Source organism: Ihuprevotella massiliensis, from assembly GCA_900095835.1.
Classification (GTDB): Bacteria; Bacteroidota; Bacteroidia; order Bacteroidales; family Bacteroidaceae; genus Alloprevotella; species Alloprevotella massiliensis.
In genome coordinates, this window is record LT608321.1 from 618,363 (window position 1) to 637,280 (window position 18,918).

Below are 18,918 nucleotides of genomic sequence, written 5' to 3' on the forward strand. Positions count from 1 at the left end.
TTTTTTTGACGTCATAAAAATACAAAGTAGCACCGAAAGATTCTTTTTTTTCTGCAAAACTACATTCTCTTTCCACCTTTTTATTGTACCTTTGCTAAGGATAAGTCCCCAATGAAGATACATTTCTAGGGTCTAGATTCAGTACAGCACAAAGGCTACAAAAATATTGTGCCTTTGCCGCTACACATTTCAAATCACAACAGAACTTTATCATTTTCCAATTTTCACTTCTTATTCTTTATCTCGCAAAAACCTCGTTTTTATCTCGCAGTTACAACAGCAATAATACAAATTCATCAATGAAAAAAATAGCTTATCTTCTGCTGGGCATCACGTTGGTTGCGTGCTCTAGCAATAAACAGCAAGCATCGCTCCCGTCCAGCAATGAATTCGCAGTAGAAACCATCGCTCCACAAACAGCGGACCTCAACACCACCTACCCAGCCGTTATTCGTGGTGTTCAAGATGTGGAAATTCGCTCCAAAGTATCGGGAAACATTGTAAAACAATTTGTGGACGAAGGTGACTTTGTTAAAGCCGGTCAGCCTTTGTTCCAAATAGATCCCACACAATATCGTAGTGCAGTTGAACAAGCGCGTGCTGCAGTAAACGTGGCTAAGGCTTCAATTGCAACTCAAGAACTCACCGTTCAAAACAAGCGTATGCTGCGTCAGCGCGACATCGTGTCACAATATGACCTTGACGTAGCAGAAAACCAACTTGCCACGATGCGCGCCCAGTTAGGACAAGCCAAGGCTTCTTTAGCTGCCGCAACTGACCAATTGAACTTCTGCACCATCCGCGCCACCAGCTCTGGCGTCATTGGTAGCATCCCCTACCGTCTTGGTACTCTTGTCGGCCCTTCTAGCCAAGAGGCTCTCACTGTCGTGTCCAACCTCAGCACGATGTATGCTTACTTCTCTCTCACCGAAAAACAACTACTTGAGATGACCCGCACTAGCGGTGGTAGTGCAGCAGCTATGAAGGAATTACCCGAAGTAAGCCTCATTCTTGCAGACGGCACAACCTATGATCAAAAGGGAAAAGTAAGCAGTCTTTCTGGAGTACTTGATGTGGCTACAGGAAGTGTAAAAATGCGCGCCACCTTTGCAAATCCCCAAAGCATTCTTCGCTCAGGTGCCACGGGCCAGATTTCATTCCCTGTGCACCGCACCAATGCTATTCTTGTACCTCAAAAAGCCACTTACGAAATTCAAAACAAGAAATTCGTCTATGTTGTGGGTAAAGGTAACAAGGTAAAGGCAACTGAAATTGAAGTACTTCCCCAAAATAATGGTCAATACTATGTAGTGACCCAAGGTTTGAACATCGGTGACAAAATCGTAGTGGAAGGTGTCAATAAGTTGAGCAACGATATGGAAATCAAGCCTATCACTCCTCAACAAAGCGAAGCACAACAGAAAAAATCGCAACAACACATGGCAGAGAAGAAGATGCCAGGTCAATAATTCACGACTAGGCTCAAGACTTCGCGCGTCTTATTGTGTATTCTGCATTGAACACTATATTAGTCGCAGCCACTAAGTCTTTTTCTCTTTTCTATAACAGCCTAACATTCATAGCACATTCATGAAACTCGATCTATTTATCAACAGACCGGTGCTATCGACGGTGATTTCCATCTTCATCGTCATCTTGGGTACTATGGGCTTGATGCAAATCCCCATCACTCAATACCCAGACATCGCACCACCCACAGTGCAGGTTTCGACTAGCTATATGGGTGCAAATGCCCAAACCGTGTTGAACTCTGTGATTGCTCCGCTTGAAGAGCAAATCAATGGCGTGGAGAACATGGACTACATGTCTTCTTCTGCCACCAACACGGGACAAGCCTCTATTCAAATCACCTTTAAGATGGGAACTGACCCAGATATGGCCGCGATTAATGTACAAAACCGCGTGGCCAAAGCTACTGGTCTACTCCCAGCGGAAGTGACGCAAGTGGGTGTTATTACCCAAAAACGCCAGAGTTCTATGCTCATGGTTTTCTCACTCGTCGACACTGAAGACCGCTACACCTCTGACTTTTTGGAAAACTATGCCAAGATTAACCTCATTCCTCAAGTGCAACGCGTATCTGGTGTAGGTGATGCTCAGGTATTTGCAGGTTCTTATGCCATGCGCATTTGGCTCGATCCCGAAAAAATGGCTTCTTATGGACTCGTCCCCTCTGACGTATCGGGAGTTTTGGCAGAACAAAACATCGAAGCTGCGCCTGGTAATATCGGTGAACGCGAAAACCAAACTTTCCAATACACCCTCCGCTATCGAGGTCGCCTTCAGGAAGTCGCTCAATTTGAAGATCTCGTCATCAAATCCAATGCCAATGGTAGCCTCATCCGCTTGAAAGACATCGCTCGTGTCGAACTCGGTAGTGAAGCCTACTCCTTTGGTAGCCGCACCAATGGCCACAAGTCTGTAGGATGCATGGTATCTCAGATTGCAGGTTCCAACGCAACACAGATTATTCAAGACATCGAAAAGACTCTTGAAGAAAGCAAGGCCTCTATGCCCGCAGGTTTGGAAATCAGCATTGCACAAAATGTCAACGACTTCCTCTTTGCCTCCATTCATGAAGTTGTGAAGACGCTCATTGAAGCCTTCCTCCTCGTGTTTTTAGTGGTCTTTATCTTCCTCCAAGACCTTCGCTCCACACTCATCCCCACCATTGCCATTCCTGTAGCTTTGATTGGTACATTCTTGGTGCTCAACCTCATTGGCTTCTCTCTCAACCTTCTCACGCTCTCAGCTCTAGTACTCGCCATCGCAATTGTAGTCGATGATGCCATTGTGGTGGTGGAAGGTGTGCATGCCAAACTCGACATGGGTTATACCTCTGCACGTAAGGCATCTCTTGATGCCATGAGTGAACTGGGTGGCGCAATTATTTCGATTACTCTCGTCATGATGGCAGTGTTCGTACCTGTGTCATTCATGGGTGGTACTAGTGGTACGTTCTATCGCCAGTTCGGTATTACCATGGCAATCGCCATCGGCTTCTCTGCTCTGAACGCTTTGACCCTCTCTCCTGCACTTTGTGCCATTTTCCTCAAAGCTCATGGCGACGAGCGTAGCCTTGGAGAACGAGTGCAAATCGCTCAAAAGGAAGCCTTGGAGCAAATGAAACAAAAGTATGCCGTTAAAAGCAGAAAGTTTGGTCTTGCGCTTCCCCCATGGCTCACACTGCTATTGCTCATTGCCACAATTGTAATGATGGTGGTGGGTCTCTTCACTTTTGAAAATGTCATCGTAAGCATCATTGCATGGGCAGTAGCTATCGTGGCTGTGCTCGGTCTTTTCTCTGATCGCTTCATCAATGCTTTCAACAATTGGTATGAAAACATCCTAGAACGCTACAAAAAAGGCGTAAGTCACTTTGTGAAGCGTCCATGGCTCTCTATGGGCTTGGTAGTCGCTTCCATCGGTGGTTTGTTTTGGATGATGCAAGTCACCCCCACCACCCTCGTGCCAACAGAAGATACGGGTACAATCATGGGTATGGTGTCGATGCCTCCAGGCACATCTCAAGACCGCACGGACAAAGTGCTCCAAGACGTAGAAAAGATGGTTATGGCTTCTCCATTGGTGAGAAACACGATGGTCATCTCAGGTTTCTCCATGATGGGTGGTCAAGGCCCCTCTTATGGTTCTTTCTTCATTAGACTCAAACCTTGGGAAGAGAGAAACGCCGTTACAGAGAGTGCCAAAATGGTGTTCATCAACTTGTTGCTCGAATCGCAGAAATCCTTCAAAGACGCGCAAGTCTTCTTCTTTCAACCACCGATGATCATGGGATATGGTATGACCAATGGTTTCACCCTTAATCTTCAAGACCGCACGGGTGGTGAACTCTCTAAGTTTAAGGAAGTAGCTACAGACTTCATCGCAGAATTGTCTAAGCGTCCCGAAATTCAGAGTGCACAAACCACCTTTGATACGAAGTTCCCACAATACATCATCGACATCGACGCTGCACAATGTAAGCGCGCTGGTATCTCTCCACGCGACATTCTCTCCACATTGCAGGGTTATTTCGGTGGTCTATATTCCTCCAACTTCAACCGCTTCGGTAAAATCTATCGTGTCATCGTTCAAGCTGAATTTAGCGCACGTACTAACATTGAGTCGCTCAATAACATCAAGGTGCGCAACTCACGTGGTGAGATGGCACCCATCACGCAGTTCATGACACTAACCCCAACAGAAGGTCCAGACAACATCAACCGCTTCAACATGTTTACCTCGATTTCGATCAATGGTAACCCTGCCAATGGCTACACCTCTGGTCAAGCCATCCAAGCCGTAGAAGAAGTAGCCAAAGAAAGTCTGCCTGTGGGTTACACCTACGAATACTCTGGTCTCACTCGCGAAGAACAATCTTCTGGTGGCAGCACCACAGCTATCGTGTTTGGACTCTGCTTCCTCTTCATCTACCTCCTCCTTGCTGCACAATATGAGAGCTACCTCTTGCCTCTCGCTGTGTTGCTCTCCGTGCCCTTCGGTTTGCTCGGTTCCTTTATTTTCATCCAAGGTATAGGAAGTCTGAGTCTTCTCCCTGGCATGGCAGGTCAGATTATGGGAGCCGTGTTTGGTGAAGCCCAAAACAACATCTATGTGCAGATTGCACTCATCATGCTCATCGGGCTTTTGGCTAAGAATGCCATCCTCATCGTTGAGTTTGCGCTCGACCGCCGCAAGATGGGCATGAGCATCACAGCCGCTTCACTCCATGGTGCCGCTGCTCGTCTCCGCCCTATCTTGATGACATCGCTCGCCATGATCATCGGTTTGCTCCCCATGATGTTCGCCTTCGGCGTCGGTGCCAATGGTAACCGCTCATTAGGAACAACCGCCATCGGTGGTATGTTGATAGGTATGATTTGTCAAATCTTCGTAGTACCTGCTCTCTTCCGCATCTTCCAAGGATTGCAAGAGCGCATCAAGCCTATGGACTTCTCTGATCTTCACAATGAAGAAGCAGAAGCTGACATCGAACAATATGCTAAATAAGGAGACACTTCTCTGACCTCAATCCACTAAACATTCCGCGCTGGGGAGCGCAGTGTTCTCTACTATGCTCCCCAGCAAAGTTTTCAATAGTGGACTAAAGGTCTCCGATAAGTCTCCCCACCAACACGATATTTTCATGAAATCATTTCTATATATTGCTGCCGCTGCCACGCTCCTCACGAGCTGCAACACCTTGTTTGGCAAATACGAGCGCGACACAGCACGCACAGAAGCCTTTGTGAAGCAGCTCTATCGCGACACCGTAAATGCTGATAGAGCACTTCCTTCTGCCGACACTACTTCGTTTGGCAATCTCCCTTGGCGCGAAGTTTTCACCGATGCCCAACTCCAGAAGCTCATCGCCACAGCATTGGAGCGCAACACCGATATTCGCAAGGCTGATCTCACCATCAAACAAGCCGAAATCGGATTGCGCCTCAACAGATTGGCATATCTTCCGCAGATAACCTTTTCTCCCTCTGGCACTGTATCTAAGGTGTTCATGGACGGTATGACCACCAACGAGACCTATGCTTTTCCCGTGCAAGCCTCATGGCAAATTGATGCTTTCGGAAAACTCTATAATGCGAAGAAGCAAGGAGAACTCACCGTGATGCAAGCAAAAGCAGCGCGCCAAGCCACGCAAACAGCCATCATTACGGGTGTTGCCAATCTCTATTTTGGGCTGCAGATGCTCGACGAACAGCTTGCAACCACTGAGGCTACCCTGAAACTCTGGCACAAGAACATCGAAGCTATGGAAGCCATGAAGGAGGCTGGCTACACCAACTCAGCAGCCATAGCAAGCGCCAAGGCTCAAGTGCTACAAATCGAAGCCACTGTACCCACGCTCAAAGACAATATCCGACAAGCTGAAAACTCCCTATGTGTGCTGCTTCACGAAGCTCCACACAGCATCCAACTTAGTGCCTTCAGCACAGAAGACTTCCCCACTGCTTTCTCTGCAGGACTTCCCTTATCACTCTTAACGAGTCGTCCAGACGTGGCGATTGCTGAAGCCAAACTTGCAAATGCTTTCTACGGCATCCAGTCGGCACGAGGCTCTTTCTTCCCTCAACTCACCATTACAGGACAAGGTAGCTTCACAGATGCACTTGGAGCTATGGTGGTCAACCCTGGTAAGTTCATCGCGTCTGGCATAGCTTCTCTCACCCAACCCCTCTTTGCACAAGGCAAATTGAAAGGCGCACTCGAAGTAGCGAAGTTGCAACAAGAATCTGCGCAACTCGACTTTGAGAAAACTCTACTCACCGCGGGACAAGAAGTGAGCAATGCGCTTAGTAAATACCACACTGCTAGCCTTGCCACAGACATTGCGAAAATGCGTCTGACAGAACTCCAGAAGGCCAATGATGACACGGAATTTCTCTTCCACAATGGAAATACGACAACCTATCTCGAAACGTTGACGGCGCAGATGAACCTCCTCAATGGTCGCCTTTCGCTCATCAACAATCGTTTTGAAAAGGTACAAGCAGCCATCAAGCTCTACCAAGCACTTGGTGGTGGTAGAATGTAATAACCTCTCACAAAGATAACACCATGATCAGTCCACTTGCCTACGTTGATCCGAATGCTCGTATCGGACAAAATGTAGAAATTATGCCCTTCGCCTACATTGAGGGCGATGTCGCCATCGGCGACAACTGTGTGATTATGCCGCACGTGTCTATCCTCAATGGTACGACTATTGGCAATAACAACACGATTCACCAAAACACCGTAATTTGTGCCAAACCTCAATCATTTCACTACGAAGAGGACGAACAACCTCACGTCGTGATTGGTGACCACAATGTGATTCGTGAAAACGTGCTCATTGCTGGTAGCAACAAATCCGAAGATGCCACACGCATCGGCAGCCACAACCACCTCATGAACAAGGTGCACATTTGTCATGACGTACAGATTGGTGACTACTGTGTCTTGGGCATTTCAGCTAGCGTTGCTGGAGCTTGCCAAATTGGTGACTACACCATCTTGTCCTCCTCCACCATTGTACAACGCAAGGTGCGTGTGGGCAAGTTTGCGCTCTTGCAAAGTGGTACTCGTGTGCAAAAAGACGTAATGCCTTATGCTATCTTTGGCGGCAACCCTCCTGCCTATCGCGGAGTAAATACCAAAGTCATCGAGTACTTCCACCCCACAGTGAGCGATCGTGTGTTGCGCCATCTTGCCAACGCCTTCCGTTTGGTCACTGCAGGCAACTTCTCCTTGGAAGATGCAGTTATCAAGATTCACGAACAAATCGAGATGAGCGATGAAATCAAAACTCTCACCGACTTCATCGACTCTGCTTCTCGCGGCCTCATCCGCTACGTGGAAGACGAACAGTAATTTTCACATGCTAGATGCACCCGCTGGATGCTCCTGTATTCATTAATCTCACCTCTAGCTTACTCTCTACACACGGCACCATTCTTCACGAGTGGTGCCGTGTTTCTTCTGCAGTTATCCACGATGTTGGGTTGCAACCAGAGTAAGTTCCCATATCGCAACTTCAAAATCCAAGATATCCCAACGTAGGCGAAAGCTACGTATAGAATGTCTTCGGGAGCATTCCGACAAATCCCATAGACATCAAAAAAACAGCGCGACTATTCTTCAATCCAGAAGAAAAAGTCGCGCTGAACAAGACGAAAATTAGCGTCTAAGTATCAGTGAAAGAATGTAGCTACACTCACCAAAGAAAGCAATCGCTACTGATGCTGCAATTCACTATTGAGGAGATCGCGCATGAAAGAAGCTACTTGAGGAGTAAAGCCAATGGGTTGCAAATACTTTATGGCATTGTCAAAGAAATCTTCGTGCACAAACTTAAGTTCTTCTTCCTCGAGATATGCCATATACAAACGAGCTGCCATCGCATGATCCCCTAAGAGTAAGGCACAATGAGCCGCATTTTTCAAGATTTTGGCATGCTCGGGTGCTTGCTCAAGCAACATAGTGTAGTGATTTTGGGCATCCGCTACGCGCCCCATCAATAGATAGCATTGCGCCTTCAAAAGGATGGCTTCAAACTCTTCAGGCTTGTGATAAAGTATCTTATGTAACTGGTCAAGTGCATCGCTATAGAGTTGCAAATCAAAGAAACGCTGCGCGAGTTGCTTTGCAATTTCAAGACTATCTGGATAGAGTTGTTCTAAGCGGATCCAAGCTACCAAGGCATCTTCACGACTTTCCAACAGATCATAGCAATTGGAAAGCAAACGCAAAAGACTTTCATCATCTTCCTCTTCTACCAATTGTTCCAACAGCTGAGCAGCCTCTGCATAATGACCAGTGGCATGGTTGCACTGTGCCAAACGCAGACGCACATCGCGGTGCTCACGAGGAAGGAGTTGGAAGAAGGTTAGGGCATGACGATAATCCTTGATGGCAAAACTAAGTTGTCCTAACACAGCGAGTGACGCTTCTTCCTCAAATGCCCCACGAAATAAGATAGAATCGCGAAGCAGGAGGTTGTCACGATAAGGATTCTCCCCTTCATTGCGCGCTACGAAAAGATGGAAAAAACGATAAGTGTCGTGGATATAGCCATTATACGTCAACTTTAGCATGCGAAATTCCTGTGACTCCGTAGAAATAAGGTCAGCTACTCCGCTATTCTTACGATGATTGCGCAAAATTTGAAGCATCGCCGTATCTTCTTCTGCAAGATCAAATTTTACGTCCTTTCTTTCGTCAGGGAGTTCAGCAGAGACTTCATCGATTTTGTCCTTCATTTCTTGCGGCATTTGCTCAACAAGTCTTTTACTAGCGAGATTCATCTCTGCAATGATATAGAGATCGGTGGTGCCAAACGCGCGATGTTGCAATTCGAGCGTTCTACTGTCTACCTCTTCTAAATGCCGAAGTTCTGGACGTTCTACAGAGAAGGGGATAAACCAATTGGCTGCTTCTTGAAAAAAGGGAAAGCGACGATACATCCGCTTAAATCCTCCCAAAGCAATGTCAATCCCTGCCCAACCATCTACAAAGCGTTCTGCCACCATACTTGCCATCTCACGCATGAAAGTTTGTTTGGCTTGTGCATTTGAAGAATCTGGCATCTGTGAAAATCGCTCCATCAGTTGTGAAGCATCAGTAGCCGTATCACGCGATTGCGCAGAAGCCAATATGGTAGACTGCACAATGCGCAAATCTTCTTGCCAAACTTCACGATTTGTCCACGCCTTCCATTGTTGAACCAAGGAAGGAAACAAAGCAATCTGTGCCGCTTGATGAATGCCAATATACACCAGTCCCACACAAAGACGCACCCGCAATAGAGAAGAAAGTGTTTTTTCGGTTTGACGCAACAACCACGCGCATTGCGTTGGATCAAAACTTGCCAACAAACTTAACGTCACCGCAGAAAGCACTGTAGCACGAGTGTCTTCGCTTCGATTGGGATGCTGCATAAGTTCTTCAGCAGCTTCCACTACTTCGGCTGTCCAAGGCGCTGCACAATAGAGTCTATCGAAGAGAATGTGATTGTCTACTTCGTAACGCAATACATTCTCAAGAGGTTGCTGTAGACGCTGATCGGCATACTTCTGCCACAATTTGGCACGCAGCTGCTGCGTATGCTCCACTATAAAGGCGTGATGCAAGGAGAGTCCGAGGAGATAAGTGCGCTCAAACAAGCTCTCATTGCGCTCTTGATAAGTGGCACTCGCCTCACCTTGTCGGAAATCACGCAACAAGTGTTCGTAATCCGTCACAATTCGCTCATGCTCTTGACGACTATTCCAGCCCCCTACCCATGACAACTGCCCTTGAAGCGCGCGAAGCGCATCAAGCAACCGACGATTGTGAATGGCTTTCACAAAATCATCGCGGAGAGTGAGGTAAACGGTCGTGTCCATGGGAGAAGCGTGAAAAAAATTTTGGAGCAATCTAAAGCAAGCTAGAGAAGATGCACGAAATGTGGAATACAGCGTATAAGGCAGAGGTAATATGGGCATCTCCTCTGGATGTCTCGTGCTATTTGCATCGACTACTTGTCGGTTTTCACCTCATTATAGTGAGGCAAACGCACTTGTTTCACTTGCTCAGGTGTGAGTTTATAGGTGCGGATGAGTACACTGTCTAACACAGCACCAGGCTTATGGTTGATACGCTGCACAGCTGCATTATACACTCGCTGCAACAACTCAGCTTGCTTGGATTTTTTAGCATCTTGCTGAGCTTGTGCACTGAGATAAAGCGCATGCTGATGATAAGAGGAAGGCAATGTGGCTAACACACGTTGCCCATTTCCTTTGGCACGAAGGGCGAAAGGCTGCGGCAACACAGCTGCGTCTATTTGCTCATTGTCGAGCATTTGTTGGCGGATACGGTAATCGTTGATTTGAGGACGCAACATATCGTCAAACTTCCAACGAAGACTGTCGCGCAAATGCGCTGTATATTGATCAGAACTACTATAACGCGCAATGGCAATGGTGCGTTGCTTGAGCTGCTTCATCTCGGTGAGACGCAAACGCCCACCGACTAACAGTTGCCACTCACCTTGCAGCGGAATCCATGCCACGTAACCGCGCATCTTTCCTTGTGTAGCATAATGTTGTTGGCGCACGATGTCAGTGACGCCTGCATCAGCTCTAGTGCCCAACAAAGCTGTATCTGCATCAAACTGAGATTGGTATGTTTTGATGCGAAGAGGAAGCGACAAAGAGTCTGCTATTCCAGCGGCTTTGGCATAGTAGAAAGGAAGACTCTCGTAGGTGGGAAGACAGGCTATGATGAACGAAAGACTATCAGGCACATCATTGACACTACTCACCTCTGTATTTTCGTCTTTGTTCGCTTTCTCTCCACCACAACTAGTGGCAAAACATCCCACAAAGAGAGCGATGAAAAGGAGAAGGGGAAGTTTTAGACTATTCATAAGCAAAAAAAGTTATAGAGCAGCAGTGACGGTGCACCGCTGTCCCTATAACTTTATAATTATCTATTAAGTTTTTGGCGATAGATTAGCCTTTGATGGCAGCTACACCGGGGAGTTCCTTACCTTCGATGGCTTCGAGCAAAGCACCACCACCAGTTGAGATATAAGAAACTTGATCAGCCATACCAAACTTGTTGATGCAAGCTACAGAGTCACCACCACCGATGAGAGAGAATGCACCGTTCTTAGTCGCTACAGCGATAGCGTCAGCGATAGCACGTGAGCCACCAGTGAAGTTATCGAACTCAAACACACCAGCAGGACCGTTCCAGAGGATAGTCTTGGCGGGTTCGATGGCAGCAGCAAATGCTTTGCGGCTTTCGGGACCTGCATCAAGACCTTCCCAACCTTCGGGGATGTCACCCACGGGAACAACTTGTGTGTTGCAATCGTTCTTGAAGTCGTCACCAGCCACGCAGTCAGTGCCGAGCACGAGGTTCACACCCTTAGCCTTAGCCTTCTCGATGATAGAGAGAGCGAGGTCGAGCTTGTCTTCTTCGCAGAGAGAAATACCAATCTTGCCACCGAGTGCACGAGCGAAGGTGTAAGTCATACCACCGCAGAGGATGAGGTTGTCCACCTTGTCCATGAGGTTTTCGATGATACCAATCTTGGTAGACACCTTAGAACCACCCATGATAGCAGTGAAAGGATGCTTGATGTTGTTGAGCACGTTGTCAACAGCAGTCACTTCTTTTTCCATGAGATAGCCGAGCATCTTGTGGTCTGCATCGAAATAGTCAGCGATGACAGCAGTAGAAGCGTGCTTGCGGTGAGCGGTGCCGAATGCGTCCATGATGTAGTAGTCAGCATAGCTAGCAAGCGTCTTGGCAAATTCCTTTTGGCTTTCCTTTACTGCCTTCTTTGCAGCTTCGTAAGCAGGATCTTCCTTGTCAATGCCAGCAGGCTTGCCTTCTTCCTCAGGATAGAAACGGAGGTTCTCGAGAAGAAGCACTTCGCCAGCCTTAAGAGCGGCAGCAGCTTCTTGTGCCTTTGCGCAATCAGGTGCAAAAGAAACAGGAGCATCGAGGGCAGCAGCTACAGCGTCCTTGATTTGTCCCAAAGAGAACTTGGGGTTAACCTTGCCTTTGGGCTTACCCATGTGGCTCATGATGATGAGAGCACCACCATCAGCAAGCACCTTCTTGAGGGTGGGCAACGCACCGCGGATGCGAGTGTCGTCGGTGATTTGGCCATTTTCATTGAGAGGCACGTTGAAGTCTACACGTACGATGGCCTTCTTGCCTGCAAAGTTACAAGAGTCGATAGTCATAATGATATGAGTATTGATGAATTATTTGTGATTGTCGAGGATTCCAGAATGCTCCGAGACACCCTTAAAGAGACTTTTGATAGCCCCCAACAGAGAGGTACAGAGCGTGTCAAGAATTTACAGGGCAAATTTACGAAAAACTTTGGGATGTTGACTGTTTTATAGCAATTATTTTCGCCTTCTTCATCCAATGCAAAGAGAAAGTTGTGCTTCTCTTTGTCCACTACCCTTCGGATTGGGTCTCAAAAGCGAAAAAGCACAGTCAAAGCCTCCCTTCCCTTACAACGAAACGGGCTCCACGATGCCCGATGCCACATACCACAGATAGCCTTTCACGTTCTGTTTGCCCATTTGTTGAAGGAGCTGACAGTAGTGTCGCACTTGTTCGTGATAGTCCGGACGCGGTAGTCCGAATTTATAGTCCACCACAATGGCCTCATCTCCACGCATCATCACGCGGTCAGGACGAGGAGCATGCACATTGCCGTTTTCATCGCGAGTCAAAATGGTGCATTCACGATAGAGTTGCCACGTGCCATCAAACCATTCCTTGGCGATTTCATGCTTCATCGCGCGGTGCAGGAGTTTTCGCATTTCGCCCACCTCTTCGATCGGCGCAATCTTTCCTTCGCAAATCGCAGATTGCAACACGGTTTCCACATCGGCTTCGCTTTCAATCTCTTCCATCAGATGATGCAGCAGTGTACCACGTCGCTTAGCTGCTTCGCGTTTGGCAAAGAACTCCAAATCTAGTTCGGAAGTATTCGACACCTTCGCCGCATCACCTTCGGCATTGCCCGCTTGCACCGCTTCCATAAGAGCAGCATTATACAAGCGCGCACTTTGCGACTGACGGAACTTCACATCGTGATTGGAAGTTTCAAGGTTCACTCTTTCGGTAATCGCATTGATTTTGAAGGGATTCTTCTTTTTTTCATTCACTACTTTCGCGGGTTTCCCATCCTCGAGAGAAGTTGTTTGAGTAGCGACTATGCACTCTGCGGTTGAAGGTTGAGCAATCTCTAGGAGTATCTGTGTATCATCCTCTTCGAGTCGCACATCGCCATCGATCAAATCCGTCCATCCTAGTTGGGTGATTGTTTTCTGCAAAGCAGGCACGATGCTCTTATCATAATTTCTCGGCAATTTTGGTGCACAAATCACCAAGTTTTGACGCGCACGGGTGAAAGCCACATAGAGCAAGTTGAGATTTTCGATGCGCTGATTTCGCAATTCCTGCAGATACTCGTCTTTATAGATACTATTTTCTGCAGCCGCACTCAATTTTACGGGCAGCAATGGAATCTCATTGAAGGGCACCTCCTGAGGACTTGTCCATATCATCGACTGCTTTTGACCACTACTCACCAGTTCCCAGTTGCAGTAAGGAATAAACACACTGTGAAAATCCAATCCCTTGGATTTGTGAATGGTCAAGATGCGCACTCCTTTCACCACTGAAGCGGGCACCGACTTTTTGCCTAAAGACTCCTCGCAAACTTGAAGGAAACGCCCAATGTCAGGCACATTATCATCCAAGAATGCCACTACCATATCTAGCAAACTATAAAGATAACTCGCCTCACCTGGTTGTTTATCGAGCTCTAAGTAGTGAATCAACTGCTGAATGAGGTCGTAGAATGGCAGCATTTGATAAGACTGTTTACTCCATTCTACCAAAAGACCATGAACTTTATCCTTCGCTTCCTCTGGACAGTGTTTTAATACATAGTTCAAAGCCACTTCGTCCGTGCGATTGTGGATATACTGTAGTGCTTTCACTATGAGCTGCACTCCTCTAGAAGCAGATAACACGTAAGCCTCATCAGAGACTAATTCAATGCGAATGAAATCCTTATCGTTGGCGTGCTCCTTTTCATATTCAGCAAAATACTCGATGAGTTTTCCGCTATCTTTATTGTTACGCACCAAAATCCCCATCTTGTCAAAGGGCACTCCGGCACGATATAAGCGCATGATCTGTTCTCGCAAATCATCTTCTGGCGAAAATTCTGCTGTTTCTCCTTCGTTGTCTTCGCTTGCTTCTATTGCATCCGCCTTGTTCTTAGCAGAAGAAGTTGTCTTCTCGGGCTTTTTCTCTATCAAGACACGCACAAAGCCGCCTTCGCGCACGGGGTTTTGCTTCACCAAATCTTCTGCATAAAGCGACGTGAGCACACCACCCTCTCCTGCTGCACCTCCTTCGCTAGCATCAGCTATCACTTGCGCCATCTTCACGAAGATCGCATTATTGAAGTTCACAATCTTCTCTCCACTTCTGAAGTTGGAATCGAGGGTTTGAATATCCGTGATTGCATCATCTTTGATATTTGCCAATCCCGACCAGTCTCCTCCACGCCAACGATAGATGCCTTGTTTCACATCGCCCACCAGCATGCAACTATTGCCGTGTGCAATGTTCTCCACAAAGAGGTTGCGCAAATTGGTCCACTGCAGTTCGGAGGTGTCTTGGAATTCATCGATCATCACGTGGTTAAACTGGGTGCCAGCTCGTTCAAACACAAACGATGCCTCACTCTGTCCCACCATTTCGGCAAAAAGAATCGGGGTATAAGCCAAGAGGAAAGTGTCGTTCTCCGTATTGAGTTCTTGCACGGAAGCTGAGATGGCATCGAGCAAGCGAAGTTCATTGAAGTGCTGAAGACTCAAGTCGCACGAATTGATGGTAAAGTTGGCGTTATCAATCGTGGTGAGCAACTGTTCTAAGTGATTGGACAAATCACTTGCCCAACTATCATATTTTCCTGTCTTCTTATCTGCGGCTTTGAGGGCTTTGCCACTATCATCCACAATCTTAAGCACTGTGTTACTCGGATCTGTCGTAGAAAATTTGTACTCCATCGCACGATGCAGATACTTTTCCACATCTCCACCGCGGCTGATTCTGCTATATCCTTCAGAACCAACAATAAAATTTTCCGCATCCTGCGCAGACTGCTGAATTTCTTCAATCGAGTTCTTCTTTAAACTATGCAAAACATCACGATAACGCTTTGCTAAGTCATTGTCAAGCGTGAAATTTTGAAGCAAACGTCGCTGTTTCACATAACTCTCTTTAGTCAGCTCTCGCGCCAGATTGGACAGAGAATGCTCCACACGCCAACTTTTGTCGCTATCGTCTTCCAATCGCTGTTCGATGTATTGCGACACCCATTTCAATTCTTGCGAATCGGGTTCGAGACCTTGGAGCATTTTGTCCACACCTCGCTGCAACAAATCATCGTTGTTGAGGTCTACTTTGAAAGTAGCGGTCAAACCAAGTTCATGAGCCAAATTACTGAGCAACGACTGGAAGAAAGAGTCGATGGTGGTGACATGAAATCGGTCGTAACCATGCAGAATCTGGCGCAACAAGCTCCGTGTCATGAGCGAAATCTCACGATCACTTGCTGGCACCAACAACTTCTGGCGCACCACATTCAAGAAGGCTTGTTGCTCTTCCACGCAGTGCGCGAGTTCATAGAGATTTTCCAAGATACGCTCCTTCATCTCCGTGGTCGCCTTGCGCGTGAAGGTTATCGCCAACTGATGACGATGCGGTTCACGAGTTGTCTTGAAATCATTCAGAAGATTGGCTATAAATTCCGCAGCCAGCGTATAGGTTTTTCCAGCACCAGCCGAAGCTTTATACACGTGTATTAGTTTGGAAGTGTTCATGGCGTTTTCTTTGGGAAGTTGTGCTTCACTATTGGTCCTTGTCGATGGTTTTCGATATATTTTTCCGCGATGTCCACCCTCGCAGAGCTACAGTGCGAGGCATGTCTCACACTCACTATTTGACGACAAAGAGATGGTCACTAATCAGTCACCATCTCCCACGCAAAGGAGGTATTCCTCTGTTGTTTATTTCTAGTATTACTACTTATTTCTTGCCCAAACGATACACCTGCGTTGCACCCTTTGCAATCAAACTGTCGGCAGAAAGGGTCATGATTTGCACCGTATCAGGACTTGTTGCCACATTGAGCAAGAGTTTGCCATTGATGATTTTGAAATCGTTGGTCAATGCCTTCACTTCCGTCACGTTGATGGCACGATCAAGCGCTTCTCCGCCATCGGTGGTGGTCAAGGCAAACTCATCGCCTACACGCACATCACCATAGATTTCTGCTGCACCGCCATCTTGATGCGAACGCAACAATTCAAGTACTTGACCAGAAGTCTGCTGCACTGCAAACGTGCTCATACCAAAATCGTCTACAACCTTCCCATAAAGGGTGCTATCGACCTCTGCTGGAGCAACAACAGTGGTGGTGTCACCCTCTGCGTCCTTTTTCGACTTGAACCAATCGCACGAAGCAAACATAGTGAGCACGGAAGCCACCATGATATAAAGTAATTTACGCATTGCGTTATCTTTTAGGAATTAGTAGCAGCGAATTTACACAAAAAAGAGCACCAAAACAAGCAAAGGCGAGGAAAATATCTCATATATAGCTAAATATCTCACACAAAGAGCGTAAAATCCAGAAATAATTACTATATTTGCAGCGGCTTATGGCTCAATGGCTCATGAGCCACCATTGATACGTCGGTCAACGTGGGTGCAGCCCCCGTTTCTCCAATATGGGACACCCACTTTGTGCGGACTTTCGATGGCACATCATTCATTCATTTATTTATCTACAAACTTAACATTAATGGAGAATCTCAAAAACATTGCTCCTTTGGCCGATTTCGACTGGGACGCATTTGAAAACGGTAGCGTAGCTGGCGAAGCTAAGGAAACTCTCGTTGCTGCCTACGACCAAACTCTCAACAACGTTCACGAGCACGAAGTTGCTGAAGGTGAAGTTACTAACATCACCAAGCGTGAAGTTGTGGTGCGCATCGGTTCTAAGAGCGATGGTATCATCCCCGTAAGCGAATTCCGCTACAACCCCGATCTCAAGATTGGTGACACTGTAGAAGTTTACGTGGAAAGCCTCGAAGACAAGAAGGGTCAACTCGTACTCTCTCACAAGAAGGCTCGCGCTAGCAAGTCTTGGGAGCGTATCAACGAAGCCCTCGAGAACAAGGAAATCATCAAGGGTTTCATCAAGTGCCGCACCAAGGGTGGTATGATCGTAGACGTATTCGGTCTCGAAGCGTTCCTCCCCGGTTCACAAATCGACGTGAAGCCCATCCGCGACTACGATGTATTCGTTGGTAAGACTATGGAATTCCAAGTTGTCAAGATCAACCAAGAATACAAGAACGTTGTAGTTAGCCACAAGGCACTCATCGAAGCTGAACTCGAAGCTCAAAAGCAAGAAATCATCAGCAAGCTCGAAAAGGGTCAAGTGCTCGAAGGTACCGTTAAGAACATCACCAACTACGGTGTATTCATCGACCTCGGTGGCGTTGACGGTCTCGTACACATCACTGATCTCTCTTGGGGTCGCGTGAGCAATCCTCGCGAAGTGGTTCAAGACGACCAAAAGCTCAACGTGGTTATCCTCGACTTCGACGAAGAAAAGAAGCGCATCGCTCTTGGTATCAAGCAACTCACTCCTCACCCCTGGGATGCACTCGATCCTAACCTCAAGGTGGGCGACAAGGTTAAGGGCCGCGTAGTAGTGATGGCTGACTACGGTGCATTCGTAGAAATCGCACCTGGTGTTGAAGGTCTCATCCACGTTTCTGAAATGTCTTGGAGCCAACACCTCCGTTCTGCACAAGACTTCCTCAAGGTAGGTGACGAAATCGAAGCTGTGATCCTCACCCTCGACCGCACTGAACGCAAGATGTCTCTCGGCATCAAGCAACTCAAGGAAGATCCTTGGAAGGATATCGAAGTGAAATACCCCGTTGGTTCTCAGCACACTGCTAAGGTGCGCAACTTCACTAACTTCGGCGTATTCGTAGAGCTCGAAGAAGGTGTTGATGGTCTCATCCACATCTCTGACCTCTCTTGGACTAAGAAGGTGAAGCACCCCAGCGAGTTCACTCAAGTTGGTGCTCCTATCGAAGTTAAGGTGCTCGAAATCGACAAGGAAAACCGTCGTCTCAGCCTCGGTCACAAGCAACTCGAAGAAAATCCTTGGGATGTATTCGAAACTGTATTCACCGAAGGTAGCACTCACGAAGGTACTATCATCGAACTTCACGACAAGGGTGCTGTTGTTCAGCTCCAATATGGCGTTGAAGGCTTCGTAACTCCTAAGCACCTCGTGAAGGAAGATGGCAGCAAGGCTCAACTTAACGACAAGCTCAACTTCGTTGTGCTCGAGTTCAACAAGGACAGCAAGCGCATCCTCCTCTCTCACACTCGCACTTTCGACCAAAGCGTATCTGCAGAACGCAGCGAAAAGAAGACTCGCCGTGCTGCTGCTCCTCGCAAGGAAGAAAACACTGCTAACATCCAAAACCAAGCTGCTTCTACTAGCCTTGGTGACATCGATGCTCTTGCAGCGCTTAAGGCTAAGATGGAAAAGGGTCAATAATCTCCCCTCTTTCTCTTCTCACCTAGCACCTACTCCACCTCGGAGTAGGTGCTTTTTTTGTATCCCCCCAATCGCCAAAAGATCCTTACATTCTCAACAGATTTTATTTGATTGTGGAGGAAATTGTTTACCGTTTGCCTTTGGTGTAGTAGACCAAGACTAGAACCACCGAGAGATAAGATGCCAATAAGAAAATGAAAAAGGAGAGG

10 protein-coding genes are annotated in these 18,918 nt (G+C 47.2%); 5 read left to right on the top strand and 5 right to left on the bottom strand.

Annotated elements, in window-relative coordinates; translation table 11 throughout:
* The first annotated feature begins 299 nt into the window (after positions 1-299).
* From BQ2633_RS02735 to lpxA, 4 genes are all read left to right on the top strand, one after another.
* Positions 300-1,469, top strand: a complete 1,170-nt coding sequence (locus tag BQ2633_RS02735; protein ID WP_075564917.1) for an efflux RND transporter periplasmic adaptor subunit — start codon at positions 300-302, stop codon at positions 1,467-1,469.
* Between the two features lie 121 nt (positions 1,470-1,590).
* Positions 1,591-5,034 carry an efflux RND transporter permease subunit gene (locus tag BQ2633_RS02740; RefSeq protein WP_075564918.1) on the top strand — a complete coding sequence of 1,148 codons (3,444 nt, stop codon included), beginning with the start codon at positions 1,591-1,593 and terminating at the stop codon, positions 5,032-5,034.
* Positions 5,035-5,170: 136 nt separating this feature from the next.
* On the top strand, positions 5,171-6,574 hold the full coding sequence (locus BQ2633_RS02745; RefSeq protein ID WP_075567148.1) for an efflux transporter outer membrane subunit: 1,404 nt from the start codon (positions 5,171-5,173) through the stop codon (positions 6,572-6,574).
* 23 nt (positions 6,575-6,597) lie between these two features.
* Complete coding sequence (lpxA, locus tag BQ2633_RS02750; RefSeq protein WP_075564919.1) at positions 6,598-7,392, top strand: acyl-ACP--UDP-N-acetylglucosamine O-acyltransferase; 795 nt, start codon at positions 6,598-6,600, stop codon at positions 7,390-7,392.
* Between the two features lie 362 nt (positions 7,393-7,754).
* On the opposite strand, the gene BQ2633_RS02755 is transcribed toward lpxA, so the two are convergent.
* The 5 genes from BQ2633_RS02755 to BQ2633_RS02775 form a co-directional block, all read right to left on the bottom strand.
* Positions 7,755-9,905, bottom strand: coding sequence for a tetratricopeptide repeat protein (locus BQ2633_RS02755; protein ID WP_176720082.1), 2,151 nt, complete (start codon positions 9,903-9,905; stop codon positions 7,755-7,757).
* Between the two features lie 131 nt (positions 9,906-10,036).
* Positions 10,037-10,930, bottom strand: a complete 894-nt coding sequence (locus BQ2633_RS02760; RefSeq protein WP_075564921.1) for an ABC transporter substrate-binding protein — start codon at positions 10,928-10,930, stop codon at positions 10,037-10,039.
* Positions 10,931-11,015: 85 nt separating this feature from the next.
* A complete protein-coding gene (locus BQ2633_RS02765) occupies positions 11,016-12,263 on the bottom strand; it encodes a phosphoglycerate kinase (RefSeq protein ID WP_075564922.1) in 1,248 nt (415 codons plus the stop codon).
* Between the two features lie 279 nt (positions 12,264-12,542).
* Positions 12,543-15,941, bottom strand: a complete 3,399-nt coding sequence (locus tag BQ2633_RS02770) for a UvrD-helicase domain-containing protein (RefSeq protein ID WP_075564923.1) — start codon at positions 15,939-15,941, stop codon at positions 12,543-12,545.
* A 205-nt stretch (positions 15,942-16,146) separates the two neighbouring features.
* Entirely contained in the window at positions 16,147-16,632 is a 486-nt protein-coding gene (locus tag BQ2633_RS02775) for a hypothetical protein (RefSeq protein ID WP_075564924.1), read from the bottom strand.
* A gap of 292 nt (positions 16,633-16,924) precedes the next feature.
* On the opposite strand from BQ2633_RS02775, the gene rpsA reads away from it, so the two are divergent.
* Positions 16,925-18,709: a 30S ribosomal protein S1 gene (gene rpsA, locus BQ2633_RS02780; protein WP_075564925.1), complete on the top strand. Its 1,785-nt coding sequence runs from the start codon at positions 16,925-16,927 to the stop codon at positions 18,707-18,709.
* Positions 18,710-18,918: the final 209 nt, after the last annotated feature.